The sequence below is a fragment of the Streptomyces gardneri genome, assembly GCF_006539185.1.
Lineage (GTDB): Bacteria > Actinomycetota > Actinomycetes > Streptomycetales > Streptomycetaceae > Streptomyces > Streptomyces gardneri.
On record NZ_BJMN01000078.1, the window covers coordinates 1 to 25,055 of the forward strand.

General features: G+C 67.8%; 30 protein-coding genes and 5 pseudogenes. 15 read left to right on the forward strand and 20 right to left on the reverse strand.

Translation table 11 applies throughout. The features are described 5' to 3' along the window. Positions 1–68: 68 nt before the first annotated feature. Both SGA01_RS43020 and SGA01_RS38160 read right to left on the reverse strand, forming a co-directional pair. Positions 69–559: pseudogene (locus SGA01_RS43020) on the reverse strand (transposase family protein); the annotation flags it as partial. A gap of 21 nt (positions 560–580) precedes the next feature. After that, positions 581–949, reverse strand: coding sequence for a hypothetical protein (locus tag SGA01_RS38160; RefSeq protein ID WP_141302773.1), 369 nt, complete (start codon positions 947–949; stop codon positions 581–583). Between the two features lie 131 nt (positions 950–1,080). Between SGA01_RS38160 and SGA01_RS38165 the strand changes: the two genes are divergently transcribed. From SGA01_RS38165 to SGA01_RS38180, 4 genes are all read left to right on the forward strand, one after another. After that, positions 1,081–1,347, forward strand: a complete 267-nt coding sequence (locus tag SGA01_RS38165; protein WP_141302774.1) for a hypothetical protein — start codon at positions 1,081–1,083, stop codon at positions 1,345–1,347. 280 nt (positions 1,348–1,627) lie between these two features. Continuing rightward, positions 1,628–5,374, forward strand: a complete 3,747-nt coding sequence (locus tag SGA01_RS38170; RefSeq protein WP_141302775.1) for an NACHT and WD repeat domain-containing protein — start codon at positions 1,628–1,630, stop codon at positions 5,372–5,374. Further along, positions 5,272–6,159 carry a WD40 repeat domain-containing protein gene (locus tag SGA01_RS38175; RefSeq protein ID WP_141302776.1) on the forward strand — a complete coding sequence of 296 codons (888 nt, stop codon included), beginning with the start codon at positions 5,272–5,274 and terminating at the stop codon, positions 6,157–6,159. Before SGA01_RS38170 ends, SGA01_RS38175 begins: the two co-directional genes overlap by 103 nt. Then, positions 6,156–7,049 (forward strand): serine peptidase, encoded by an 894-nt coding sequence (locus SGA01_RS38180; RefSeq protein ID WP_174867682.1) that lies wholly within the window; start codon positions 6,156–6,158, stop codon positions 7,047–7,049. The genes SGA01_RS38175 and SGA01_RS38180 overlap by 4 nt, the downstream gene beginning before the upstream one ends. Positions 7,050–7,112: 63 nt before the next feature. Here SGA01_RS38180 and SGA01_RS42455 read toward each other — a convergent pair whose 3' ends face one another. The 3 genes and pseudogenes from SGA01_RS42455 to SGA01_RS38195 form a co-directional block, all read right to left on the reverse strand. Then, positions 7,113–7,292, reverse strand: a complete 180-nt coding sequence (locus SGA01_RS42455) for an integrase (RefSeq protein ID WP_167534277.1) — start codon at positions 7,290–7,292, stop codon at positions 7,113–7,115. Between the two features lie 217 nt (positions 7,293–7,509). Continuing rightward, positions 7,510–8,031: pseudogene (locus SGA01_RS38190) on the reverse strand (transposase family protein); the annotation flags it as partial. 127 nt (positions 8,032–8,158) lie between these two features. Further along, positions 8,159–8,377: pseudogene (locus SGA01_RS38195) on the reverse strand (transposase family protein); the annotation flags it as partial. Positions 8,378–8,680: 303 nt separating this feature from the next. Here SGA01_RS38195 and SGA01_RS38200 point away from each other — a divergent pair. Continuing rightward, the gene (locus SGA01_RS38200; RefSeq protein WP_141302777.1) at positions 8,681–9,892 is read left to right on the forward strand and encodes an eCIS core domain-containing protein; all 1,212 of its coding nucleotides are present in this window, start codon (positions 8,681–8,683) and stop codon (positions 9,890–9,892) included. A 73-nt stretch (positions 9,893–9,965) separates the two neighbouring features. On the opposite strand, the gene SGA01_RS43025 is transcribed toward SGA01_RS38200, so the two are convergent. Further along, complete coding sequence (locus SGA01_RS43025) at positions 9,966–10,295, reverse strand: DUF1203 domain-containing protein (RefSeq protein ID WP_371866306.1); 330 nt, start codon at positions 10,293–10,295, stop codon at positions 9,966–9,968. 472 nt (positions 10,296–10,767) lie between these two features. On the opposite strand from SGA01_RS43025, the gene SGA01_RS38210 reads away from it, so the two are divergent. Continuing rightward, positions 10,768–11,679, forward strand: coding sequence for a hyaluronoglucosaminidase (locus SGA01_RS38210; protein ID WP_141302778.1), 912 nt, complete (start codon positions 10,768–10,770; stop codon positions 11,677–11,679). A gap of 20 nt (positions 11,680–11,699) precedes the next feature. Beyond that, complete coding sequence (locus SGA01_RS41335) at positions 11,700–11,855, forward strand: hypothetical protein (RefSeq protein ID WP_167534279.1); 156 nt, start codon at positions 11,700–11,702, stop codon at positions 11,853–11,855. Between the two features lie 159 nt (positions 11,856–12,014). Here the strand turns inward: SGA01_RS41335 and SGA01_RS42460 are convergent. Further along, a pseudogene (locus tag SGA01_RS42460) lies at positions 12,015–12,113 on the reverse strand (TetR-like C-terminal domain-containing protein); the annotation flags it as partial. Between the two features lie 216 nt (positions 12,114–12,329). Between SGA01_RS42460 and SGA01_RS38220 the strand changes: the two are divergent. Beyond that, a pseudogene (locus SGA01_RS38220) lies at positions 12,330–12,662 on the forward strand (transposase); the annotation flags it as partial. On the opposite strand, the gene SGA01_RS41340 reads toward SGA01_RS38220, so the two are convergent. The 3 genes from SGA01_RS41340 to SGA01_RS38230 form a co-directional block, all read right to left on the reverse strand. Next, complete coding sequence (locus tag SGA01_RS41340; protein ID WP_167534278.1) at positions 12,617–12,877, reverse strand: hypothetical protein; 261 nt, start codon at positions 12,875–12,877, stop codon at positions 12,617–12,619. The pseudogene SGA01_RS38220 and the gene SGA01_RS41340 overlap by 46 nt on opposite strands. After that, positions 12,874–13,113: a DUF8825 domain-containing protein gene (locus tag SGA01_RS38225; RefSeq protein WP_141302779.1), complete on the reverse strand. Its 240-nt coding sequence runs from the start codon at positions 13,111–13,113 to the stop codon at positions 12,874–12,876. The genes SGA01_RS41340 and SGA01_RS38225 overlap by 4 nt, the downstream gene beginning before the upstream one ends. A gap of 674 nt (positions 13,114–13,787) precedes the next feature. Beyond that, entirely contained in the window at positions 13,788–14,141 is a 354-nt protein-coding gene (locus SGA01_RS38230) for a PRC-barrel domain-containing protein (protein WP_141302780.1), read from the reverse strand. Between SGA01_RS38230 and SGA01_RS43030 the strand changes: the two genes are divergently transcribed. The 3 genes from SGA01_RS43030 (at position 14,125) to SGA01_RS41345 (ending at position 15,009) form a co-directional block, all read left to right on the forward strand. Then, positions 14,125–14,520, forward strand: a complete 396-nt coding sequence (locus SGA01_RS43030; RefSeq protein ID WP_371866308.1) for an STAS domain-containing protein — start codon at positions 14,125–14,127, stop codon at positions 14,518–14,520. The genes SGA01_RS38230 and SGA01_RS43030 overlap by 17 nt on opposite strands. 115 nt (positions 14,521–14,635) lie before the next feature. Further along, positions 14,636–14,875, forward strand: coding sequence for a hypothetical protein (locus SGA01_RS38240; RefSeq protein ID WP_229918577.1), 240 nt, complete (start codon positions 14,636–14,638; stop codon positions 14,873–14,875). Continuing rightward, the gene (locus SGA01_RS41345; RefSeq protein ID WP_167534281.1) at positions 14,872–15,009 is read left to right on the forward strand and encodes a hypothetical protein; all 138 of its coding nucleotides are present in this window, start codon (positions 14,872–14,874) and stop codon (positions 15,007–15,009) included. The genes SGA01_RS38240 and SGA01_RS41345 overlap by 4 nt, the downstream gene beginning before the upstream one ends. 20 nt (positions 15,010–15,029) lie before the next feature. On the opposite strand, the gene SGA01_RS38245 is transcribed toward SGA01_RS41345, so the two are convergent. Then, a complete protein-coding gene (locus SGA01_RS38245; protein WP_141302783.1) occupies positions 15,030–15,845 on the reverse strand; it encodes a hypothetical protein in 816 nt (271 codons plus the stop codon). 227 nt (positions 15,846–16,072) lie between these two features. Beyond that, a complete protein-coding gene (locus SGA01_RS42465) occupies positions 16,073–16,303 on the reverse strand; it encodes a helix-turn-helix domain-containing protein (RefSeq protein ID WP_255325367.1) in 231 nt (76 codons plus the stop codon). 169 nt (positions 16,304–16,472) lie between these two features. Between SGA01_RS42465 and SGA01_RS38255 the strand changes: the two genes are divergently transcribed. Together SGA01_RS38255 and SGA01_RS42470 are read left to right on the forward strand one after the other, a co-directional pair. Continuing rightward, positions 16,473–16,784, forward strand: coding sequence for a hypothetical protein (locus SGA01_RS38255; RefSeq protein ID WP_229918576.1), 312 nt, complete (start codon positions 16,473–16,475; stop codon positions 16,782–16,784). A 77-nt stretch (positions 16,785–16,861) separates the two neighbouring features. Further along, on the forward strand, positions 16,862–16,996 hold the full coding sequence (locus SGA01_RS42470) for a hypothetical protein (RefSeq protein ID WP_255325365.1): 135 nt from the start codon (positions 16,862–16,864) through the stop codon (positions 16,994–16,996). Here the strand turns inward: SGA01_RS42470 and ku are convergent. The 8 genes from ku to SGA01_RS38300 form a co-directional block, all read right to left on the reverse strand. Further along, on the reverse strand, positions 16,993–17,916 hold the full coding sequence (gene ku, locus SGA01_RS38260; protein WP_141302784.1) for a non-homologous end joining protein Ku: 924 nt from the start codon (positions 17,914–17,916) through the stop codon (positions 16,993–16,995). The genes SGA01_RS42470 and ku overlap by 4 nt on opposite strands. Before the next feature lie 307 nt (positions 17,917–18,223). Continuing rightward, a complete protein-coding gene (locus SGA01_RS38265) occupies positions 18,224–19,663 on the reverse strand; it encodes a hypothetical protein (RefSeq protein ID WP_141302785.1) in 1,440 nt (479 codons plus the stop codon). A gap of 132 nt (positions 19,664–19,795) precedes the next feature. Continuing rightward, a complete protein-coding gene (locus SGA01_RS42730; RefSeq protein WP_167534282.1) occupies positions 19,796–19,969 on the reverse strand; it encodes a hypothetical protein in 174 nt (57 codons plus the stop codon). A 114-nt stretch (positions 19,970–20,083) separates the two neighbouring features. Continuing rightward, complete coding sequence (locus tag SGA01_RS38270; RefSeq protein ID WP_141302786.1) at positions 20,084–20,542, reverse strand: hypothetical protein; 459 nt, start codon at positions 20,540–20,542, stop codon at positions 20,084–20,086. A gap of 864 nt (positions 20,543–21,406) precedes the next feature. Then, the gene (locus tag SGA01_RS38280; protein WP_141302787.1) at positions 21,407–21,886 is read right to left on the reverse strand and encodes a hypothetical protein; all 480 of its coding nucleotides are present in this window, start codon (positions 21,884–21,886) and stop codon (positions 21,407–21,409) included. A 607-nt stretch (positions 21,887–22,493) separates the two neighbouring features. Beyond that, entirely contained in the window at positions 22,494–22,772 is a 279-nt protein-coding gene (locus SGA01_RS38290; RefSeq protein ID WP_141302788.1) for a hypothetical protein, read from the reverse strand. 77 nt (positions 22,773–22,849) lie between these two features. Further along, on the reverse strand, positions 22,850–23,317 hold the full coding sequence (locus tag SGA01_RS38295; protein ID WP_141302789.1) for an STAS domain-containing protein: 468 nt from the start codon (positions 23,315–23,317) through the stop codon (positions 22,850–22,852). A 74-nt stretch (positions 23,318–23,391) separates the two neighbouring features. After that, complete coding sequence (locus tag SGA01_RS38300) at positions 23,392–23,751, reverse strand: helix-turn-helix transcriptional regulator (RefSeq protein WP_141302790.1); 360 nt, start codon at positions 23,749–23,751, stop codon at positions 23,392–23,394. A gap of 417 nt (positions 23,752–24,168) precedes the next feature. On the opposite strand from SGA01_RS38300, the gene SGA01_RS38305 reads away from it, so the two are divergent. Continuing rightward, a complete protein-coding gene (locus tag SGA01_RS38305; protein WP_141302791.1) occupies positions 24,169–24,522 on the forward strand; it encodes a PRC-barrel domain-containing protein in 354 nt (117 codons plus the stop codon). Between the two features lie 365 nt (positions 24,523–24,887). After that, positions 24,888–25,016 carry a hypothetical protein gene (locus SGA01_RS42480; protein WP_255325366.1) on the forward strand — a complete coding sequence of 43 codons (129 nt, stop codon included), beginning with the start codon at positions 24,888–24,890 and terminating at the stop codon, positions 25,014–25,016. Positions 25,017–25,055: the final 39 nt, after the last annotated feature.

Genomic DNA, 25,055 nt, shown 5'->3' on the forward strand with positions numbered 1-25,055 from the left:
GCCGCCTTCCAGCAGTCCTCAGCAGAGCTCAGAGCGGCGGCGGCTTGACTCTTATCCGCGTGGGATGTCTTGTCGCCGGCAATTGCGTCGGGCCGATTGCGCGGACGTCCGATCGGGCACGGACCTTGATCTTGTCCAGGACCGGGACGAACCGGGGGCTGTCGGCAGCCTGCCCCTCGGTCAGGACGAAAGCGAGCGGGCGGCAGCGTGGATCAGAGGCGAGATGGACCTTGCTGGTCAGGCCACCGCGCGACCGCCCGCAGAGCGGCCTTCAACCGGGCCCGGCGTCGCCGCCGGACGCGCCGCCGTTCCTCCCGGTCCGGGTCCGGCGCCTCCGGATCGCCTGCGACCTGAGGCTTTCGTTCCTTTCCGCGGCCCCCTTTGACGCTTCGGCCTCTTCCTCCAAGGAGGACAGGACCTCCTCGCTGACCCGCATGCCCGCGGCATCGTGATGCGCGCGGGCCACCGTCGAGTCCACGCTGACCAGGGACAAGTCCACCTGCCCTCGCCCCACGGCTATCGCGTGCGAAAGACTTCTCAATGCCGTTGTCAAGCCGGATCAGGTGCCGTCCGGATGAGATCACTCAGCTGGCGCAACGATCACCTCGACGGCCCGTCCCCGAAGCCGAATCGCCAGGACCTCCATCTCGACGAGCGTGCCGGCGAGACCGTTTTCGGCGAGTTGCTTGGCCTGCGTTCGTGCTTCGCCAAGGGAAAGCTCCCGTGCGTCCCGGAGGGCCTGCAGCACGGGAACGAAGTTCGGCACGTCTTCGGACAGGCGAAGCCGCGCCGCCCCATGCGCTTGTAGCAGAGCTTGTCGAATGTTCTCGGGTGTGACGGGTCCACTGTCTTGCTCGCACCACGCATTCGGGCAGTCCGCGCATCGTCCTTCGGTGCCCCAGCAGAGCATGCCGTGGTCGAAGAACTGGCCGACATCACAGGTCGTCACGCCTCCGCAGGCATCACACCGGCCCTTTGACCTGTACCCCTTGCGTGATCACAGGGCTCCTCAGCGTCATCGGTCCATGCTGATGGGATCCTCCTTGAAAAGTCGGCTCTCGTCGACAGCAGGCACGTCGCGTGATCACGAGACTCCGCCAAGGGGATCCGGGCATCGAAGTGGTCCTCGACCTCCTCGACACCCTCGCTCGTCGGGTTGAGAGCGAGACCTCTGAGGACCCATCCCTCAGAGAATCTGGCGTGCCCAACCTCGCCAGCGCCATCGCTCAAGGAGTGGCTGACCATCCAACAGAGGACTACCTACAGCTGGACGGCGTGACGGCCATCACCCTGCAATGGGATCTCGACCCCGAGCATGCGGCGCGACTCCTCACTGCTACCGACTGATGAAGGCATCGGTGGGTCTAGGCTCAGCTGGCTGGCGGATGGCGATCGAGGACCAACCGGACCAGGGTGAGGTCACAGCGCGCCTGAAGCAGACCCGGGCGCAGGCGACTGCCGTAGGCACAAGATCTCAGCTGCGAGGTGGAAACTGCCCGCCGTCCTACGACCGTGCGTGGACACACATCCAGACAGTCGTTAGTCAAGGAGTGAATCCAGTCGTGGGGGGTGAGCAGCCTCGACCCCGATAGCCTGGAGACAGAATCGAACAGGCACGGGGGGGATAATGGTTCGGGCACTTCTGCTCGGAGTTGGGACCTTTGAGAACGCGGCCGACGGCGAGTGGAGCCCCACCTCGGAGGGGTTGTCTCCGCTGCCGTCGGTTGAACCGCAAGTACGTGAACTCGGTGCGGTGCTCTCACGTTTCGACGGGCTGCACGTCTGTGACCCGGTGATCAATGCGGACCGGATCAGCGTCGAGGAGCGCTGGCGGCAGTTGCGGCACGATTCGGGAGGCCTGCCGCGGATCGTTCACTTTGCCGGTCACGGGATCGTTCGTGGCAGGGTCTTGTACCTGCCCGTGCACGATAGTCGTCCGACTGACCTTCCGGCTTCGGCGATCGATGTCGGCCGATGGCTGAATGAGGTCGAGCATGGCTCCGACCAGTCTCCCGTCCTGTTCCTGCTCGATGTCTGCGGTGCAGGGGCCGCGACGGACTATCAGTTGTTCCACGACGTTTCCGAGGGCGACCGAAAGACTTGGGTGATTGCGGCCTGCACGGCGGGCGAGAGCGCCTTCGACGCACGCTTCACCAAGGCCACAGCACAGGCACTGGAGCGGCTCCGCTTGGGGCACTGGGATATCTCTCCGGCCATGGCCCACGTGCCGGTGGAAGCAGTGGCCGACGAGATCGCGCGCGAGCTGGTCCGCCTCGGCGAGGGGTATCCGCAGACCGTGGTGCACTCTCCACGCCGAGCCGCCTCGTTGCCTGTACCGGAGTTCTTCGCCAACCCGGCGTTCAGCACAGACGGCTGGCAGCGGCTTCGGAGCCGGCTCCGGCTGGCAGTTCGGGAGCTGGCGGCGGAGTTCGACCCCGGTCTTGACCCCGTGCACTTCCTCACCCGAGCGTCCGGCCGCCTGGACGACGCCTCTGCGATTACGGGCTGCCTTTTCACTGGGCGGACCCGTGAGCTGACCCGGATTCGCTCCTGGTTGGCGAGCGACGAACCCCTGTTGCTGGTCACCGGAAGCCCTGGGTCCGGAAAGTCGGCGCTGCTGGGGGTGACAGTCTTCCTGTCGCACAACCAGCTCGCCGAGCTAAGCACCATGCTGGTCGGTCGCATTCCTGCTCAATACCGACCGGAGCGTCGGTACCCGACCCTTGTCGCAGTCCATGCCCGGCACCGGAGCAGGGACGAGGTAGTCGCTTCGATCATTGTTCAACTGACTCCCGAGGACTCGAAGCCTGCCTTCGCTAGTAGTGAGCAAGCGCTGGACGAGCTCAGACGTATCGCTCGAGACCTTCCGGAACCGGTGGTACTCATCCTCGATGCCATCGACGAAGCCCTAGAAAGCGGCCGTATCGTCAGCGATCTGCTACCCAAGCTCCTGAGCACGCTGCGCCCTGACGGCCGCCCCGCCTTCCGGGCGCTCGTGGGGATGCGCCCGCCGCAGGCGGACGACCACCGGGGCTGGGAAGTGCCCGGTGCCCACGGGAAGGTGCTCGACCTGGACACCTCCTCCGGTGTCGAGGACCTCGCGGCCGACCTCACGACCTACATCGCCGACATCCTGTATAGCGCACCCGGTTACAGCGACCAGGCCCTTCGTGAGTCCGTAGCCCATGCGGTCGCTACCGCCATCGCTCATAGCCCCGATCGCAGCACCTTCCTCGTCGCAGCACTCTTCGCCGACTTCCTGCGGACCGGTGTACCCCTGAATCCCGCCGAGGCAGTCGCCCGACTGCCGCAGAGCCTGCCGCACCTACTCGAACTGCACCTGCGGACCACCCTGGACGGCGACCCGTGGATGCGGCACTTGATGGTGGGGCTGGCACAAGCGCGAGGTCAGGGTATGCCGCTGGAACTTGTGGTCGCAGCGGCCACCGCTGCCGCCATGGCCGCGGGTCAGGAGCTTCGCCCGCTAACCCCGGGCGAGGCCCACGAGAAGCTAGCGACCGCCCGCTTCTATCTGCGGACGAGCATCGACTCGGACGGACGTCAGCTCTACCGGTTCTTCCACGAGACGGTCACTGAGCACTTCCGTGACGCCGGGGCTGAATTCGAAGGGCTCGCCGACATGCTCTTTCACGAGCTATTGTCGGCCGTCCCCGGACGGTGGGCCGCTGAGGGGCCTCGGTGGGACCTCGCCGCACCCTATCTCCTGCGACACTTGATGGAGCATGCCGTCGCTGCGCCAGACGGATCCGCGGTCGACCACTTGTTCCTGGACCCGGAGTACCTAGTCCGCGCCGACCACAGCAACATCTGGGAGGCCGTTCACCGGACGAGGACCCCGGCGGCGCGGCGGGCGGGGGTCGCGTACCGAACGGCGTTCGGTCGCTTCGATACCGGCGACCTCTTTGGCCGGCGCCTGCCGCTGGAGACTCGCCGTGCCAAGCTTCGCCAGTACCTGGCGACCTACCGGGCTGTGGGGCTGGCACGCCGTCTCCGCGACGAACGGACCGTGCTCCGTACCCGCTGGAGCACAGGGCTACCCGAGGAGTCCCTGCTCTCCGTCATCGGCGAGGACGAGTTGGGCGCCACGGTGTCAGCCCTGGCCCTGGGATCTGTCGAACGACGGCTCCTCGCCGTGTTCGCCGGTACCGACGGCTCCCTCCAGGCATGGGACATCACGCCGAGCCCCGACGTCGCGTTCCGGTACTTCTCGATTCCTCGGACAGGCGAGGGCACCATCACCCAGATGGCGATCGTGGATCTGGACGAGCAGGCGGTCATTGTCTCGGTCACTGACCAGAACGTGCTCCAGCTGTACGACCTCACGACGGGTTCGCACGTCGCCGACGCACGCCTCGACGGCGAGAGGGTCTCCGCCTTGGCGGTCGTCGGCACCGGCGACCAGGCAGTGCTTGCAGTCGGTCGGGTCAGTGGAGAGATCGGCCTGGTCGGCCTGCTAGACGAGTCCTTCGGCACGATCTTCGACACCGTCGAAGCCGGGGACGCCGCCATTGCTTCGCTGCTCGGTGTGGAGTCCGCAGACGGCTCCCTCAGCTTTCGCTGTGCGCCCGCCGCACCTCAAGGTCACGGGCCGAAGGTGCTGAGACACCTGGACGAGTGGCCCGTCAGCATCTCATCGGAGGGACCGCTCCAGGAAGTGCGGATCCGGCCCACCAACGCACGCACCCCGCTGTTCTCCCTCATCGCCTACCACTCCGGCATGTATGCGGCACGGGGGAACGGCGAGACCGTCCACGTGGTCACCGGAGCCGAAGACCGCGGGTTGACGCTCGCGGACATCCGTCGTGTCGACCGCTTTCAGCTCGCGCTGACCGCCCATCGCGACGGGAACATGCGGGTGTGGGACCTCGACGTTTGCCCTCCGTTCGGCCATGGCCAAGACCACTGGCACCACGCCACAGTGCTCGGCACCATCCGGCTCGGCGGCTCGGAGCTCGCCCTCAGCGTCGAACTCGCGTCCGGTGAGGTCAAGGCTTGGGACCTGAGCGCCGGCACCCAGGATCACGAGCTGGGCGACTTGGGCGAGCTCAGCCACGCCGCCACCGTGACAGCTGGCAACGCGTCCTACGTCGTCACTGTGACCACGGAGTCCGAGCTCGACACCTGGAATGTCCGTGAGGATGTCCTCGAATCGACGGTCCGCCTCCCCGCCCCGGCCACCTCATTGGCCGCTGTGGCGCACGGCGATTCGGTATGGGCCGTGGTTGGCGGTGCCGACGGCAGCATCCATGTATGGGACACGAGCAAGGAGTCTCTCTCCCCCACGTCCTCGCCGACGCGGAGGGGCCGGTCACAGAACTGGTCGCGGGCGACGTCGGCGGCGAGTCTCTCCTGATCAGCGTCCACAACGAACGCACAGTACGTCTCTGGTCCCTGGCTGACCGCACCCTGCGGCAATCGATCACGCTGGACCGGATCGGAGCGATCACAATGCAAGGCGGGCGCCTGTTCGCTGCAGAGCAATCCTCGGACGGCGATGAGGTACGGGTCTGGGACCTCGTAACGGCCTCGCTCGTGGGTTCCGCCCCCGTCGCCGACCCGCAGGTGATGACGGTCAGCCAAGTGAACGGCAGGCCGGTACTCGTGGCCGCTGTCGGCGAGGAGGAGGTCCAGGCATGGGATGCCGAATCCGGCGATCTACTTGGACATCCGGCCCCGGTGCCGGGTCGGGTGCACACGCTCGTCCCCTACGAAAGCGGTGTGCTGGTAGGCACCAAGGCTGGCCATGTCACGGCCCTCGGGTGGGTCTGTTCCGCAGCGGCGTCGGCAATCCGACCGACGCAGCCGACCGTCCACGCCACCCATGTCCTGGCTTGGCTGCCGGGCGAACTGCTATGTGGAGATGCCCATGCAGACGGATGGGAATTGCACACCCTCGAGGAATGGGAGGGAGGCCTGCCGCCTTCCCACGGTCTGGTGTACGCCCGCCCCATCACTGCAACGACGGCCGAGCTACACGATGTTCTCGTCGACGTACTCACACCCCACGGATTCGAGGTCATGCGGCTGGAGGCACACTGGTACGAGATCAGCAGGGTCGCCGGCGTGACGACCGGCGGCCCGTGGCGCTTCCCGGCGTACTCCGTTCATTGTTACTTGGAGGAAGGACCAGAGCAGTGACGATCGTCGCAGTGCACGGCATCGGCAACCACCTGAGCGGCCGCTCGCCGGAACAGGCGGCCATCGAACTAGCAGGGCAGTGGCGGCTCAAGCTGCAGCATGGGTTCTCGGCTGCTGGACTGAACGGCCACCTGCTCCCTGCCCTGCACGCCGCGTACTACGCTCACCACACCCACGCCGCGGAGCGGCAGGCCGCCGTACTGGACATACCTGCTCTCGACGAACGAGAAGAGTCCGTCGTCATCGCCTGGGCGCTGGCCCTCGGTTCACCCACCCTCCGGGAACGGCAGGGATTGGTTACTGCTCCGCTGCGGCAGGTCCTGTCCTGGGTTTCCCAACGCCGCAACATCCCCGTCGGGACGGTCATTCGGCTTGCCGTCCAGCTGGCGGGCGAGGTTCGCCGCTACCTCCATGTTCCGCAGGTAAGGGATGCAGCCCGATCCGCTGTGGCCGAGGCGATCCGACAGGTGCGCCCCCGCGTAGTGCTGGCCCATTCCCTCGGCTCGGTCGTCACGTACGAGGCTCTCCACGCTCACCCAGAGCTGACCGTGGACTGCTTCGTGACCTTGGGCTCTCCTCTCGGCCTGCCAGGCGGAATCTTCGATCACTTGGTGCCCACGCCAACCGCCGATCGGGGTTCGCGGCCCGCCGGAGTCCGCTACTGGGTGAACCTCGCCGACACAGGTGACCTGGTGGCGGTTCCGCGTCGGCTCGGCGACCGTTTCCCCGTTGACCAGCATGCCGACACTCCGATGGGCCGTATCGACTTCCACACCTTCGGAGCGTATTTGTCCTCCCCGCTGACCGCTGCGGCGATCTCTCCCTTCGTCCGCGACCCGACGACCCCGGACACAGATCACCTGAGTTTCCGGAAGGGCGCGTCGTCTTAAACGATCCGTCGCAGGTTGTGTCCCTTCGATCAGGAGCGTGCTCACGTACGACTAGATGCACCGTCATACGACTCGATTGGATGGCAAATGGCACCACGCGCCGAGCAACGCATCGACTGCCGCGCGGCCCTTGCCACCGGCCTCGGGCATGAAGTGGGCGTAGTGGTCGAGGGTGATGGTCGGGCTGGAGTGGCCGAGCCATCGGGCGAGGGAGACGACGGATTCACCCGCCTCGAGGATCACGGAGGCGTAGGTGTGCCGGAGTACGTGGAAGCCGTCCTTGCGGAAGGCCTTCCAACGCTGGCCCTTCTCCCGCACGGGGATCACGTCGGCCTTCGCGAGGGCGGGTTTCCACACCTCGTCGTTGAAGATGTTGGCGCGGATCGCGTTGCCGTAGGAGCAGCAGATGCGGCGTGTGCTCCTGGAAGAGAGGGAGCCAGGCGGCGGGTCGAGAGAGGAGGGCCTTGTCGGTGAGGACGGGGATCCGCAGTCGTTCACAGATGGTGACGATGCGGTGGGTGCGGGCTGCGGTGATGTCGACCGTGCGATCGGGCAGTGCGGGTGAGTACCAGATCGGGCCGCCCGCGGGTTCGGTGACGGCCTGGATGTTCACGCCGTGCCGTCGGGCCTTGCCCGAGTAGTCCTGTTCGTGGTCGCCGACCCGGTCGCACTCGGCGATGGTGCCGTCCACCAGGACGTACTCGGGACATGCTCGGCGAAGGGCCCGGGTCAGGGACGGTGCTCTCGAAGCAAGGAGTTTGATCACGCTCTGTACGTAGGCGTGGGCGGTGCCTTCGCTGATCCGGAAGCCTGCGGCGAGCTTTGCGTAGGTGGTGTGCTCGCGCAGGTAGACCAGGGTGATGATGGCGCGTTGCGAGGGACGCAGCTTGCACCGGCGGTCACCCTCGCGGGTGACGATCAGCATCGTGACCCACTCCACGAGCGCATGCGGCAGGTCGAGTGCGGCAGGATAGGGGATCAACGAGGCCTCCGGTCACAGCGGTTGAGACGTCAGACATCTCAAACCACTGCCCGAAGGCCTCGTCTGCTATCCGCCCTTGGCTATCACCCGATCGGTGACCACTCTGAAGATCCTTAGTGAGCCTGTTTTATCCTGCATAGTTGCAGGTCAGCAGTGTGTGGACGGCTTGGACGATGGTGCCGATGCGGCGGGTGGAGCATCGCGCTCGGCGGAGCAGTCGCCAGGACTTCAGCTGCGCGAAGGCGCGTTCGCCGGGCGCTCTGAGGTGGGCGTGGTCGCGGTTGAACTGCTGGTAGTGCTCGGGTTGTTCGTGGTGGTGGTAGTACGGGGTGCGGAAGGTGGCGCCGGTGAGATCCCCGTTGGGTCCGGTGCGATGCCCCAGGGAGGCAGTTCGACGGGCCTGTGCCGCCACTTTCGGCTGCAGCGACCACCTCACACCCCCTGATGGGGTTACGAGCTCATCGCCTGCCGCACTAGGCGGCACTGCGGGCCCACAGGGCCGTCTGGCCGCCCGGCAGTCGCGGCGGGCCCGGGCCGCTCGGGCAGCGATCGCTGCCCTCCTTCCTGTCCGCCGAGGCCTTCCCGCGGCCTGATCGAAGCGCTGTCGTGGTGTGGAACCCGATTGTCCCCACGGAAAGGCGCCCTCTCCATGGCTCGTGAAGCCAACCGGTCTCCGGACTCCGAGTACCAGCAGACGGCGGCGCGAGCCCCTCTCCCCGCGTCCGACCCCTTCCACATTCAACGCACCGCCGGGAACAGTGTGCTGGTTCAGCTCCTGCGCCAGGCGGCTCACCCCTGGGCCCAGGAACAGCACCAGCACACGGCCGGCTGCGGCCACCAGCAACAGCCCGCGGTACAGCGTTCCGCCGTCCACGATGTGCTGCGCGCCTCCGGACGTCCCCTCGACGACGCCACCCGCACCGATATGGAGTCCCGGCTCGACGCCGACTTCTCCGACGTCCGCGTCCACGACGACTCCGCTGCCCGGGCCTCCGCCGCCGAGGTCGGCGCCCGCGCCTACACCTCCGGCAACCACGTCGTCATCGGCCAAGGTGGCGCCGACAAGCACACCCTCGCCCACGAGCTCACCCACGTCATCCAGCAACGCCAGGGCCCCGTCGACGGCACCGACAACGGAAGCGGCCTGAAAGTCTCCGACCCCTCCGACCGCTACGAACGCGAAGCCGAGGCCAACGCCGCCCGCGTCATGAGCGGCCCGACCCCGACCACGGTCTCCCGCGCCGCTGCCCCCGAACGGGACCAGCAGGCCACTTCCACGTCCGACAGAGCCGTCCAGCGGATGACGTACTTCACACCCGGCGAGCCGGCCCTCGGCCACCCCGGTTTCACCGTCTTCCTGAACGCTACCCTCAACGGCGTGGACATCGGGTCCTGGACGAGCGCGAACGACTTCGGTCAGGTGACGCAGGATCACGCCGAGGACCAGATGATCGACGCGATCGACACGGCGATCGGATTCATGGCGATCAACCCCGCGATCGCCGCTGCCGGCGCCGGCACACCCATTCTGAATGCCCTGACCGGCCATCTGAACGCGCTGGAGCAGGCGGGTATCGACGTCCATCAGAATCAGATCGCGCACCACCTCCACATCAACCTGTCGGCAAGCCCCTGTTCGACCACGTTCGGGACCAGCACCAAAATCCAGGGAGAAGGCTGCGCGGAGCGACTCACGCGGCTGGCCCAGGGTCGGTTCGGCCAGAATGGCAACCACCGCTTCCGCATCACCATTCGCGCCCACCACCTGTACCAGCCCCAGCATTTGCAGAACGCCGCACAGGTGTCGCAGCAGGTGAACCAGCAGCTAGGGGCCAACGGCATCACTGTCATGATCGGTTGATGAGGAGGGGCTGTCAGAGCACTCGGGCAAGCGGCAGCGGAAGAGCCACGGTCCGACAGTCGGTCCCTCCCCGTTACACCGGCCGCCGCACCTTGAAGAAGAAGCAGCCGTATTTCACGGCGCGTACGTGCACCAACGAGACCGCCGGGTCCGCGAAGGCCTCAGTGAGGGCGTGGTCGAAGGCTTCCGTCGCGTCGGCCGGGATCTCCAGGAACCGGCCGCCGGCGATCCGCCCGCGTCGTAGCGGCGCAGGGTGCGCAGGGGCCTCGTCGGCGGTGGCCGCCGGGTGCACCCGGTCGGCGGCCGCGAGCATCTTCAGGGCCTTGTGGTGGTCGTCCAGGCGGAGCCAGGTCTCCTTGATGTCCAGGTGTGGAGTCGGCGTTCCGCCAGCACTGCCGCCCAAACCGGCTGATAGACGCTGCCCCTAGAGATCAAGCGGATGATGTGCCGGTCTGGGACCGCTCCCGGCCTCGGCGGCCCAAGGACGCCAAAGACATCGTCCGGCTGGAGGCAGCCCTGATACGCGCCGCTGGTGCTGCAACGGCCTTCGATCTGAGTGGGCGATGTGGTGGTGCCGGTCGGGGTGGCGGCGGACCTGGTGGTCCTCCAGGCCGTACTTTCGACCGGCACCGCAAGAACCGTGGCCGCCGGCCGCCTGACAGTCGCCGCGCCGTCCACGGTGATCCTCCGGGACGTCGGCCCTGACCCTGTTTCTGACGGCGATCGGCGGGGCGGGCGAGTGGCGCCGACCGCCTGGACCGGCAGCGTGACGGGGCGGATTGGCGGCCGGGCACCGTGCCTTCGGGACCTGGTGCCGGTCGCCGCGACCACGTACCGTGCCGTCCTGTTGCATCGGGGAGGGGCGAGGAGTCGAAGTGACCAGTACGCGCAGGCTGTTCCTGGGGGCGTTCACGGCGGGGGCCGTGACCGTGGCGACAGGGTCGGGCACCGCCTCGGCCGCCGAGCAGGCGGGACAGGCGGAGGGGGACGTGACCTACCCGGGCGAGGTGCGGGCCCGGAGCTTCAAGACCTATGACGGTACGACCTCCTCGTTCCGGACGGTCTCCACGACGGGCACGGTGAAGCTGCACGCCGTGACCGCGCACCAGGCCGGTGTGGTCGGGGACGGCGTCGCGCTGAACGTTGTCTCCGACAACCCGGGCGACTCGGCGATGTACCTGTCCGGCACGGAGAAATCCCATGGCACGCTCAAGATCACCCACCGGGGCCATGCCGACGCCTCGGACGGGGGAGCGGCAGCGATCTCCGTCTACCTGGAGACGGAAGGGGTCGCTCCGGGCGCGGGAGGCACGGCCGCGCAGGGCATCTTCCTCACCCACACCACCGGCCCCACGAAGGGCAACCTCATCACGTTGCGGAACAACGGCGTGGACGACTTCGTGGTGAAGGGGTCCGGAACGGTGGGCATCGGCGTCGCGATCGGCGCCACCCCGCGCGGCCGGGTGGAGATCGCCCAGCGGGACTCGTTGATCGGGCTGCTGATGCAGGCCAACGCGGACTCGGCCAGCCGTCTGGTCGAGTTCCGCGACCGTGCGGGCGTCGCGAAGCTGCGGGTGCTCAACAGCGGCGCGCTGGCCGCCCACAACGCCATGTTCGGCGTGACAGGTGGGGAGTCGTACGGTGGGGGTGACGGCGTGATCGGCATCCGTAACGCCACCGCGGTCCCGACCTCCGACCCGACGAACGGCGGCGTCCTCTTCGCCGACGGCGGTGCCCTCAAGTGGCGCGGCCCCTCCGGCACCGTGACCGTCATCGCGTCGGCCTGACCCCGAGCCCGGAGATACTCGTGGAACTCACCCCTGAACAGCTCGTGTCCGAATTCCAGGACGCAGTGATGGAGCTGTACTTCGCCCGCAAGCGCATCGGTCTCCTGGAAGCCGAGAACGCGGCGCTCAGAGAACGGCTGGCCCGCGCCGACCGGACTCCCGAGACGGAGGCCTGACCCCGGGGGAGCCGAGGCGCGCTACGGCGTGTTGACGCCCGCCGCGTACGCGTCACCTCCGTGCTCCGCGGTGACGCGGGGCACGACGGTCCGCCGCTACTCGGGTCGTGATCAATGAGCGCCGCGGCTTCCGGGGCGGTGTGGCGGACCGAGGCCGCGTCAGACGATGGCGAGCCGGTCCACCAGCAGTTCCACCCTCCGCTCGGTGTCCTCCGGCGGCAGCCGTCCCGCCCGGGTCAGGGTGGCCAGCCCGTGCAGGGGCTATGGAACGGGCAGACAAGCGGAGGGAAGCACGACCTCTGCAGGAGGAGGAGTGCCGACGGCCATTAGAAGCCCTGGGGGAGCCGAACCTATCGCGGCGCTGAAGTTCACTGTGCCGCTGGAAAACACCGCCTCGTCGAAATGCACCCTGCCACGGGAGAACAAGCCGTTTAAGACCGTGTCCTACATGGTCAGTTGTCCGTTGGGCTGGTCATGGGGAGTGGACGTTGGGAACGGATTGTTCCGGACGGACTGTGGGAGATAGCGGAGCCGTTGCTGCCTCCTGCTCGCGTGCGGTCGCAAGGCGGTGGGGTGGCGAACATCGATGATGAGGCGGTTTTGGCCGCGATCATCTACGTGCTTGTCAGCGGATGCTCATGGCGGGCCCTGCCACCGTGCTTCGGGGCGTCGAAGTCGACCGTGCACCGCCGGTTCCTGATCTGGTCCCGCGCCGGGGTCTGGGGCCGGCTACACCAGAAGGTGCTCGAGCTCCTGGACGGCTATGGTCTGGTCGACCTGTCCCGGACGGTCCTCGACTCCGCGCACTGGACGACCGCCTGCACCCTAAACCGGGTCGCGAGCTCGCCCGCATCCACACCGAACAGCCGCAACGAGCCGTTCACCTGCGCGAGCGCCGCGAGCGGCGGGAGCGGTTGCACCTGCGGCGTGAACCGCGCGAGGAGGTCGAGGACGTTGAGGTAGTCCTCCGGGGAGGTGTCCGGCCTGCACCGAACGTGCCAGATGACGCTCGTCCCGGTCATGCCGCCCGAACCTCCCTCGCACGGTCGGCGCGCACCAGGTCCCGCAGCTCCGCCCGCTCCGCCGCAGGGCGCGGATGCGCCCAGTAGGGGTGGAAGTACACCTGCGTCGACAGGCGCAGCAGGCGGCGCCGCAGCGTTGTCGTGCGGGTGGTGCCGGGTTGGGCGAGTTCCTCGTAGGCCGCGGTCCAGGATCGCTGGGCGGTGACGAGGTCGTCAGGGAATGGGTGGAACCTCATACATCAATTAGAGCACCTGTTCGAATGTGGATGCCAGTCGTGCCGCGCCTGGCCGAGGGGAACGCGAGTTCTGCCCTCAGCCCCATTGGCGCCTGTCCGCCCGACCCCGAGGAAGCGCGCCATGACCACCACCGCCCAGCCGGTGAGCCTCCCGCCGCAGATGTGCCCGCCCCAGCTCCTCGGAAAATGCGCGCGCTGCCACGATGTGGCCGCCCCTCGATGTGGCGGCCACGGGGGGCGTACATGCTGGCCAGCAGGTGACGAGCCGCCGCCTGCCGGCTGTGTCCGGGTAGCTCGTCGTTACCGGTACATGGCAGCGACGGCCTGGATGTCGCTCTTGGACAGGGCCTTGCGCTGGCCCATGACGGTGCCCTGGGGCAGCGGTTTGAGCGGGGTGATGGTGTTCGAGCCGCGGGTTGCGTGTAGAGGAGAACGAGCGCGGCGGCGACCCGGGCCCGCAGGAGCAAGGAGTCGTCATTGAGGACCCGGCGGAGGATCGCGAGCCGGCGGTGCTGGTGCAGCGATTCCGAGTCCTGGGTGATGACCGCGGGCGGCAGTGCGAGGCGGGGCATAGGGCGCTGACTCCCTTTTGCGCCCGAAGGCGCGATGGGCGTAGTCGAGCGCGGTGGCTTTGTTCACGAGAGTCACCGACAAAGCCAGTGGGCCGTGTTCCGTTACATGTGGGGCATGCCGTAGTAGCGGGCGAATTGTTCGAGGTAGGTGGGCTCGCCTGCGTGTCGGGTGTCGTCGTACTCGGGCGCGTTCTTGATTTCGTCCTTGGTCCGGTTGACGTAGACCTTTTCCTCGGTGGTGTCGATGCGGCGGATGGTGCCGGCGGGGAGCAGTACGTGCTTGCCGAAGATCCAAGCTCCGGTGTCGACGACGAGGTAGGAGGCGGCCACGTCTTCGGAGTGCTTGTCGATCTTTCCGATGTGTCCGTCCGTCGCTTCGACCTTGTAGCCGATGAGGTCGATGCCCGGCTGGTGCCCGATGCCGGGTGCGTACCTCCAGATGTTCGTGTCAGGCATCGCTCTCGCCTCGTTTCTCCTCGCGGGCCTTCGGGCTGGTCCAGCACCGTCGTCCGGTGGCAGGGTCCGGCTGGGATTCTGGGCGGTCGGGGCGGCTGGCCCGCGCGGCCTCGACGTCGACCTGTCCGGTGTCACCTTCTGTGACAGCTCAGGTCTGGACATGCTGCTCTGCCTGAACCGACGGGCCAACCGGGCCGGGAAATCCCTCGTGCTGACCGCCCTCAGCCCTCGGGTCACCCGCCTGCTGCGCCTGACCGGGGCCGAGCACCTGTTCACCACCCATACCCGGCCCCCGTCGCCCCCGGGCGAGACCGACGCCACGACCCCGCCTGGCCAAGGGAAACTCAGATCGGCCCTCACACCAGGAATCCGCAGGTAACCGCACGCCACTCCCTGCCCTGCCCACACAGAGCCCCCTACTACTGCAGGGAGCGGTCAGGCGGAAGGGAGGCAACATGCTCATCCGGCACGTGGTCGAGGAAGGCGTCCTACACGTGGCACTTCTGCATGACCTGGACATCCCCAGCCGGGCGGCTGCCGCGTTGCACATCGAGACGCTCCTGTTCACCCACCACCCGCACCACGTTCGGATCCAGCTGCCCACGTCCGACCCGTCACCGGCATCCGTCAGCGTCCTCGCCCGGGCCCGCCGCATGTGTGAGCGCCTGGCGATCCCGCTGACCGTCGGCGGCCCCGCCACGCCCCGCCCATCACGCAGTCCGACAGCGGCGTGACCGGCCTCCCTCTGCGGGAGAGCGCCATGGCCCACGAGCTGCTCGACACCGTCCAAGCCGTACTCACCACCGCCAGCCCCGACAGCGGCTCGGTTCACGAGAACGCGGAGAAGGCGCTGGCTCACTTTCCGTGAAACGTGCACCGGGAGTGACATCAAGCGTGGCAGCGGAGCCGAATGACGATGGTGTCGCCAGGAAGGTTCGCGAGGTACGCCTCGCTGCCTTGCCACACGGGGGGCTTTGGAGAGTCGTGAGGGCAGGAGTCAGGATCACAGGAGGCGTGGATGGCATTGATGCCGTCCTCCAACCACCAGCCGTCCTCTGTGAGCACGTCAGTGCTCGGTGGTTCTGACGCAGTGAACTCACGGATGTACTCGGCACGTGTTCCCACGTAGCCGATTACAGGGTGTTCCTCGGGACCGATAGATCCCACGAACCCCAGATACCCCATGCCCAGGCTGAAGGGGTGATCGAGGTAGGCCTTGATCAACGGCTGGCCCCGGTAAGCGGCAAGCATCTCGTCTCCCCACCTGTCACCGGGGAACGCGTCAGGGTCGTTCCACCAGCGGTCAACGAACACCGCGAGCGGTATGGCCGGAGGATGGAGGGCCGACAGGCTGTGCCACAGATCCCAGGACGCGGCGACCGCACGCTCGGAAGCAAGAACCGGCTGCGAAAAGTCGAGCAGGGCACGCGGTCCTCCGGCACAGACACCCGGGACGCTGGGGAGCGGCGAGCCGTTGTACACAGGATCATCGTGGATGAGCCGGGGATCTCCCCAGTATCCAGGGGCAACTGCGAAACCCCTGCCGTCGCTGCCTCCATAAACACGCCGCGCGTCCCACATGCCGCGCTCCGCGGGGTTCTCATCCGTGTCTATGTAGAAAGGCGCAAGAGCCCTTGTCAGCGCCCCTTCAACATCGTCTGCGGCCTCACCTGGCAGACACACCGTCACCCAAACGCCCGCCATCCACCCCTCCTTGCCACATCGGCGCGCAGCATGATCGCATGTGGGTGGAGACCCGCCACGAGCCAGGGTGGCTGTCGGCGCTGGGCACGGCGGCAGGTACGCAGACAGACGCCGTAAACGCCCTCCGACAAGCCGCACCCAGCGCAACCGTCACTCAGGGTGCAAGCTTCACGGAAAGTGAGCCAGAACCCGAGAGCGGACAGCGGGTCTCGGGTTCTGGTCTGCACTCATGGCGCCCCGGCGCCGATGCGGGCTGCCGGGGGCCGGCGCCGTCTGGCTCGGCTCAGCCGCTCGCGGCTTGGCGTGCGAATGGCGCGAAAACGATCACCAATCGGGTGCCATATGCGGTGTTCGATGCGTGCAGCGTTCGCGTACCGGAGCACGGTGTTGAGACTCCAGCCCAAGTGCCGAGCGATCGCCCGGCGTGAGTGACCTTGGGCAAGCAGCTCGTGGACCAGGGCATGTGCGGCCCTTGGCTGCTCTCCAAAGGCACGAGGGTTGGGAGTGCCTCAGCATGGCAGCCGACCGCCCGTCACAGGAGAGCGTGTGCGTGGCGCTGCGTTGCGCCGGTGGGGTGACCGTGTCCTGTGCCAGCGAAGGTTGAGCATTGTCACCGAAGGTTGCTTCATGCTGGAGGCTCAGCCCAATGAGAAGGAGGCAGCGATGATCGCGAGGGTTGCCGTGTGGGAACCGATGCCGACTGACGACCGGGACTGGGTCCTGGATGCTGCCGCTGCCGTGCCCGGCGTCCATGGCGCGTATCACCTCGTCGATCCTGCTACTGGCAACGGACTGTCCATCGCCTTCTTCGAGGACGAAGCCGCAGCTCACGCTGCACACAAGGCGATCGAGAAGCGCGCCGAGGAGATCGGCTGGAACGACGCCCCGCACCCGGCACCCGCCTCCCAGACGATCTATCACGTCGTCCGGCACGTGTAGCGCGGCGCCAGGAGGCGCGTGCGCTCAACCTTCGATGGCACGCGCTCAACCTTCGGTGCGTCAGCGAGCTCCTCGACATGGAGGGCGTCCTGGGCGCCGCCGAGGAGTACCCGGACCTGGAGATGTGCGACGTCTGCGCGCCCTGGGGGAGCCTCGGCATCGCCAAGCCCACCGACCGGCCCGCGCGGCCGGCGGAGGTGGAGTTCCCCTAAGCCGTCTTCTTCCTCCGGGCGGGCGCCTTCTTGGCCGCGGTCTTCTTGGCCAGGGCCTTCTTCGCGGCCGCCTTCTTCTTCGGCTTCGGCATCTCGTGCACGGTCGCCTCGCCTTTATTGCCCGTCTCGCCGCGGCGCTCGCGGGCCTCGGCGACGGACTTCTCCAGCGCGGCCATGAGGTCAACCACGACCGGTCCGGCCGCCGCCTCCTCGCCCTCGGCGGGCTTCGGCGCCCGGTGCTCGGCCTTCGCCGCGATCACCTCTTGGAGCGCCTCGGTGTAGTGGTCGGTCACGTCCAGGTCGCCGAGCGAGTCGACGCTCATCGTCTCCATCAGCGCGAGCGCGCCCTCCACCTCGTCGTCGGTGAGCGCGGTCACGGGCGGGGCGAGCTCGGCGGGGGAGCGGATCTCGTCGCCCCAGTGCAGGCCTGACAGGAGCAGGGCGTCGCCGAGAGGGCGGAGCAGGCCGAGGCGCTCGCGGCCACGGAGGGCGAACTTCGCCACGGCGACCTTCTCGGTACGGGCCAGGGCCTGACGGAGCAGGACATACGGCTTCGCCGCGACGGCGCCGTCGGCGGTCAGGTAGTACGAGCCGGCGCCGTACTGCACTGTGTCGACAGCCGCGCGGTCGATGAACGCAACTATTTCGATCGCCTTCGCCGTGGGCAGCGGCATGTCCGCCAGGTCCTCGTCGGTGATGGGGATGACGTGGTCCTTGCTGGTCTCGTAGCCCTTGCCGATCTCGTCCTCGCGGAGCTCCTGGCCGTCGATATCGCACGTCTTGCGGTACCGGATCCGGCCGCCGTCTTCCAGGTGCACCTGCCGTAGGGAGACGTCGTGCTTCTCGGTCGCGGTTTCGAGCTTGATAGGTACCGTGACCAGGCCAAACGAGATAGCTCCGGCCCATAGAGGTCGAGGCATTCGCATTCCTCCAGGCCCCCCGGACGTGCTCCCAGGCTATGCAGCGTTGGCCTGTGATCGCACGAGGTAGTCCATCCTCGAAGCCGAGCAGCATGGCCCCAGGGAGAGGCCCCGGAGCCCCAGACAGATCTGGGGCCGGGGCCTCTCCCTGCGCGTCAGCGTCCGACGAGCTTGTGCAGCCACGATCGCGCCCGGGCCTCGGCCGCGATCACCTGGAGGGGGTCGGCCTCCGCGGGGTCCACGCTCAGGTTCGTCGGCGCCTGGCCCGTCATGAAGCCGATTGAGCGATGGCGGCACTGGGTGAGGGTCAGCTCACGGACGCACTCCAGCCGGTTCCGGATGCGATGAGCAAGGCACCCTGGTGCAAGTCGAGGCTGCAGGCAGAAGTGGGCTTCCCTACCTGGACGAACGGGCCGGCCCCCCGGAACGCGTCGGCGTGTAGGCGGAAGGAATTCGGCTCGGTACAGCCGACAGTGCGCAGTCGCCAAGGCTCTGAAGAGCTCTTGTCGGTGCGGGGCGGCAGAGCGAGTTGGAGCTGCGCGGCGGCCGGGCGCTCTGTCTGGTAATCGGTGTGTGCCGCCGTCCAGGCGGCCATGACGAGCGCTGCCCGCGAAGGCGTACCGGAAACGGGCGAGCCGTCGGTGAGGGAGGGAGGTGTTCGTTCAGGGGGCCGGGGTGTCTCGATGATGTCCGGGCGGCCTGCGTGTTCCCTGAGGACGGCGGCGAACCAGCGGGTGATGTCCGGGCCGCCTTGCCCGGCCCAGGCTCGAATCACGTCCTGGAAGGCCGCCTCACGGCGGAGGGCGCCGTATTGTGACCCAGCGGCCAGGATCGCTTCACCCGCTCCTGAGAAGGCTCGGCACAGCTTCAGCACGGGGACGTGATCCGCGCGGGCGGCGTAGCGCACCGAGCGGAGCTCCAGCATGGAGTGGCGCAGAAGGACGGCGGCAGCGCGCGCGTCGGAGCTCAGGTCTCCGCCCGGTGGCCGACGTAGACGGCCCGACCGGCTGGTACGGGGAGGGACGACCGCATCCGCGCGTCGACCGGCGGCCGACAGGTGCCATGAGCGGTCGTCGAGGTGATACTCGCCACCGGCGGCGCGGAGGCGGCCGCCCGGGCCCAGGGAGATCCCGATCTTCTGCACTCCAGCGTCCAGGATCACTCCCTGCGTGTCGGAAAGGTCGAAGGCGATGTCTGTGACGCCATCCAGCCACACGTTCAACAGAGCAGGCGGCGCGGGCTCATCGACAGCGAACCTGCGATCAGCGACCAACTGGAGAGAAGCGGTCAGACGAGCACCGGCACGCTCTACCTGCAGGCGGCGGACGGACGCCGTCGCCAGATCGTAGTCGGGGACCAGCTCATCCACGTTCTGGTGCGTAAGCCGGTACTGCGGTGCCATGACATGTCCGCGATAGTCGCGGCCTGGCGTGTGCGGCCTGGCCGGTGCTAGGAGCGCTTCGATGTCGTACCCGGCAATCGCGGCCTGCTCGGTCATCCATCCGCGCCGCCGCTCGCCGAGACTGGCCATCCACTCCAGTACGGCCGTCGCCCGCCGCTCGCGTTCATCGGCGTCGGACGTGCTTGCGGCCCAGAACAGTGGAAAGAGATTGTTGTCCCAGACATCCGACGCCGCGCGAATGGCTTCCCGGTCGAACAGGCGGATGTCTGCCGCAGCCTTCGCCATCTGGTCCAGCGCGCGGTCCAGCAGCGCCGCCAGCACGGACATGGCCGACGCGGGACGCATGGGCGAGCACGGTACATCGGACGGTGGAGGGGCAGGTATGGCCACGTCGTGATCGTCGCACATCCTTGGATGCCCTCATGAAAACGGCGTCAACGGCATGCCGTTGACGTGCCTAGCTGCTTGAGTTCGAGCTCATGCCGTCGCACGCGCAGATACGAGATGATCAATGTCGAGACCGGAGGCCGAGCGGACCTCGGTCTCGTCGTAGTAGCTCCACCACACGCCTCCGGTCAGCGCGCAGTTCGCGCCGACCTCCGGGGCCTCGACAGCCTCGGAGATCAGGACCTCAGCTCGTGCTATATGCATCGGTGAGGTTCAGGCCCTTGTTCCAATGACGGAACCGAGCGCGGTCGTACGTGTCGCTCTGGGCTTCCTCGGCGACCGGGGAGGATCGCGGTGACGGGCAGGGCAGCAATAGTGTCAGTCCAGTTCGCGTGTGTGCTGGACTCCCAACTCTGACTGAAGCTGGTTGGCCTCCTCGATCTCTTCGGGATCGAGGCCGTGCTCTTCGCCTTCCCGTTCAAGCTCCCTAAGACGGTTGATCAGCCTGTTGCGGTGGAGCCGCTCCAGCTCCTCGCGGACCACAGCCCTGATATCGCGCTCCGGGGGCTCCTTCTCTCCTTGAAGGAAGGTTCCCAGCTGCTCCATGGCCTCACCTATGAGGAGGTGCGTTGCGGCCGAATAGTCAGTGCAAAGGGTCTGGCCATCCCATTCCCTGATCAGATCCATGGCGTTCCTCGCCCTGATCCGCCGACGGTCCTGTGACTGGGGAAGGAGGTTGGCCGCGCCCTTGGCTCGGATCACCAGGACCCGAAGCTCTAGGTTCCACTCAACTCTGGCCTCGGATGTGTCCGTGGTTGGGTAGATCTTGCCCCCCATCAAGGGCCTCATACGCCGACAAGGCAGATGCCTTGGCCAGGGTCTCTCCTGATGCCCTGTTGGCGGGCCTGCTCTGCATCCAGGCGCCAATGATGCTGGCGGCCCCGCCCACCAACGCACCTATCAGGCCCGCGCCAAACTCGGACATGATCGCACTCTTCAACGTTTCCACGGCGTCATCATGCCGACGGGATCAACAGTGCGTATGAGCATCGCCAAGACGGGCGCCCAGCGGGTTCCAGCCCGCGCTCGATGGGTCACCTGGAGGGGAAAGGCTTCGGGCTCCTGCGCTTCCAGCGTCACCAAGGTCAGGGCTTCATCGATCTGGCACCCGCGGCCCGCGCTGACGGCCGTTTGAAGGACGATGCGAGCTGAGCCCGCCCGGGAAGCCGTCGCATGTTGCACCGGGCGTACCCGATGCGGATGTCCGCGCCCGGGGTGTCCGTCTCGAGCGCAGCCGGCGGCGGGGTGCCGGGCCGCCAGGGCTGGCCGGGGCCGTGGTCGGCCGGGGGCGGCACCCAAAGCAGCTTGGCGAGCCCGGTCACCTTCTTGAACCGACCGGTGTGGTAGATCCCGGCGACCGCGCCCGAGCGCGAGCGGCAGGGCGAGCCGGGCTGGAGCCCGCGCTGCGGCCGGCACCGCTGTGTGTCCCTGCTCCGCGCACCAAGCGGCGAACGCCGTCAGGTAGGGCACCCACCCCGTGAGTTCACTGGCAGCCCCGGCCGCCTAGTTCAGAGAAGTGACCAGGCCAACGAGAGGGCTCCGGACCACAGGGGACGGGGCATTCTTGCGCTCCTCCAGGCCCCCCTGGACGTGCTCCCAGGCTATGCAGACCCGGCCCGTGATCGCACCCCTCGAGGATGATCATTTGTCGCAGTGCTCAGCTGGCTCTCGCCGGGTCGCCCCCCTAATGAGGCCGCTGGCGGAAGCCGAACCCGACTCGCTGTACTCGGCCGTGCGGAGCCCTCCTGCGTCGCGCTCCCACGGCCGCCCGTCGCTGTCGACGAACCGGATTGCCCGGATCGGCGCCCCGCCCTGCTCGATTCCGTAGCCCAGCAGAAAGGCGTCGATGGGGCCCGGGGCGATGATCAGCTGGGTGCAGGGCGGCATGGTCCAAGAATCCAGTCCCAAAGAGAGCCATTCGTGCTCTGCCGGGTCGATGCCTGCGTCTGGCGCGTAGAACAACATCTCGACATTGCTTACTGGATCCAACGAGCGGTTCACGATGACGACCGTTTCGGAGAGCTCGCCTGCTGGTTCCGTCCAGTGGGCGACCCGTCCCGCCTGCTGCCGCCGGTCCTGATTGAGCTGTCGGCGCGTTGCATCCACGCTCGACGACGCCACCAGGGCGCTGAAGAACAGGCCGATCGCTGCCGCAATGGCCGTCAGCGCTGTTGCCCAGGGCGCCAGGGCGTCACCAACGCGACGTGCTCGCCGAGGAGACCCCAGCGCTACGCCGACGCGCGGACGTCTTCGCGGGGAGTGCAGTCGGCGGGTTCTGACCCTGGGGGAGGTCGCTCGATGCGCCACCACTTCACCATCGGCTACAGGGTGCGGCCCGGCTACTGGACGCTGGCCGGGGAGAAGTAGGGGCAGCGCGGCTGACCGCACCAGCGCGCTTTACTCGGTGACACGGACCCGGAGCTCGTACCGTGCGCCGCTGCTGATCGCCTCCGCCTACTCGGCGAGGTCGGCGCCGGTGAACCCGAGGAGCGCGGCGTCGGCGGCCGCGCGGAGCAGCGGCACGATCTCGTCGACGGCGCGTGGCGGGCAAGCTCGGCGTACGCCCGCTGGTACGGGACGACGTACCGGGCGGTGGGGTCGGCTAGTCTGGCACGGGCGTGCATGGCGCGTCCCATGCGGTCGGGGGAGTCCGTGCCCGGGATCCACGCCACGAGCTGTCCTTCCGGATAGGGCGCGGGTTATGACGCTCTCTCACGGAAGAGGCCGGTCACGCCGCTGCCGGGCTGCGTGGTGGGTGTGGCGCGGCAGGGCCGACGACGGTCAGCGGGATCCCCAGACCTTCACACATGCGGCGGGCACGGGCGAGGACGCTGACGGACGCCGGTGACGGGTCGGACGTGGGCAGCTGAATCCGGACGTGGTGCGGGCGATGGGTAAACAGGAGCATCTCGAGCTCCAGCGAGGCCGCCGCCCGGCTGGTGACGTCTAGATCATGCAGGAGCGCCACGTGCAGTACGCCCTCCTCGACCATGTGCCGGATATCCACGCTTCCTCCCGCGCATCCTTCCGGCCGCTCCCTGCCGTGGGACACCCAGGCTGGGCAGGGCAGGGAGCGGCACGCCGTTACCTGCGGACTCCTGTCGAGAGTGGTGATCTGAGTTTGCCCTGGCCGGGCGGGGGCGTGGGCCCGGCCTCGGCCGGGGGCGACGATGTGGCGCGGGCATGGATGGTGAAGAGGTGCTCGGTCTCGGTCAGGCGCAGCAGGCGGGCGACCCTGGGGCCGAGGGCGGCCAGCACGAGGGTTTTCCCGCTCCGGCCGGCCTGTCGGTTCAGGCGGAGCAGCATGTGGAGACCTGAGCTGTCACAGAAGGTGACGCCGGACAGGTCGACGTCGAGGCCGCAGATGCTGGAGTCCAGGGCCGCGGTGAGGTCCTGGCCCAGCCCGTCGGCGTCGTCCAGGTCGATCTCGCCGCACACACGTGCCAGCACCCGTTTGGGTCCGGGCTCGAAGTCCGCGGCGGCGACCGGCAGGCGAGAGGTGTCGCTGATGCCTGCCCCGAGGGTGGGTGGGCGGCGGGGATGAGTGATCATGGCCTGTCCCTCCGCTGTCTCGATGGAAGGTCTGGCGGCCTGGTGGGACGAGTCCGGGCCGTCACGTTCGTGGGTCAGCCCTCCCTGTGCTTCCGGTGGTCACCGTCCGCGGTAGGGCGTGGGGTCGCCTCGGCCGGCTGGTCGAGGTCGACGAGCAGTTTCAGGAGGTCGGCGATCTCGTGGTTGCCCTCGGCCGGGTGGCGGAAGAGGGTTCCGGGCGTGACCTCGTAGTGGTTTCGGCGGCCGTGGCGTACCCGCGTCAGGTATCCGGCCGTCTCCAGATCTGTGACGATGGCCTGCGCCGCCCGTTCGGTGAGCTGGCAGTTCTCGGCCAGGTCACGCAGCCGGATCTCCGGGTCGCCCAGGATCATGGCGAGGATCCGGGCGTGCTGCGTGACGAACGTCCAGCTGGTACGAGGCTCAACCGGCTCCATGACCGAAATTATATGATTTGCGATACCGGTTTCGCCACACAGGAATCCCGATGCCGGTACCTGCGGCCGCTGCGCGCGGCGGGATTCGAGTCGACTCCTGCGCTGATACCTGGCGTGATTTGAGCACCCGTGCTCCGGCACCCGAGGGGGTCCCCGCCGTTTCACGCGGGGGTTGCCGGGCAGGCGCGATAGAGGGCTTACGGCAGTTCAGGGAGGCCGTCATGGACGAGCAAGGCGGTGCTGGAGGCGTACCCCGCAGGGTGCAGGGAACCGCGCAGCGTGACGAGGGACGCACGGCCGCAGCTGACACCGATGAGGCGAGCCGCCTCGACCGCCCAGTACCTCGAAGAGGCCACGTGGCGGGACGGCGGCGCTGGACCAGCCCGAAGGGCGATGAGGAGCAGCGAGGCGAGAGCGATGAGTGACACGGGCATTTGGGGATACGCAGCGGACGTCGGCCACCAGCCCGGCATTGACCTGATCGGCTACAAGGTCGAGGCGACGGACGGCCACATTGGAAAGATCGACAAGCACTCCGAGGATGTGGGTGCCTCCTACCTCGTCGTCGACACGGGAGTCTGGATCTTCGGCAAGCACGTTCTGCTCCCCGCCGGCACCATCGGGCGCATCGACACCGCGGAAGAGAAGATCTACGTCAACCGCACCAAGGACGAGATCAAGGACGCGCCCGAGTATGACGACACCCGACACGCAGGCGAGCCCACCTACCTCGAACAGTTCGCCCGCTACTACGGCATGCCCCACATGTAGCGGGTTGGACGGCTACGGCCTCCCGGCGCAGGAGCGCGACTGCCGACGGTGGAACGGGACGGCCGGCCACCGGGTCGTCCACGTCGTCGCCGACGGAGACGAGAAGGGCCTCGTCGTCCTCCAGGTGCTCTCCGTGGTCGGCGGTGAACACCCGGCCCCCGAGCGCCCAGGTGTAGGCGACGACGGCCTCCTGGACGGTGAGCTCGCGGGCGAGGCGGTCGAGGTTGGGGGCGAGGATGCCGTCGGCTCGGCCGTCGGCGATCCACTCCATCGCCTCCATGGGCCTGGGCGCCCGCGCCATCTGCCGGCGCCTCAACGACGAGGGGTGACCCTCGAAGCGGGGCGGGAAGTGGCACGCGACCACGGTGGCCCGGATCATCGACCTGGCCGCACGGGAGGCCAACCGGGTGCGCTCCGCCTTCGACCGGGAGCAGAAGAAGGCGGAGACCCGCCGCACACGCGCGTCGAAGATCCTGGGCTCCAGCGTCCGGTAGCTGCACCCGGGGGAGGCACCAACGACCGATTGCGCCCCC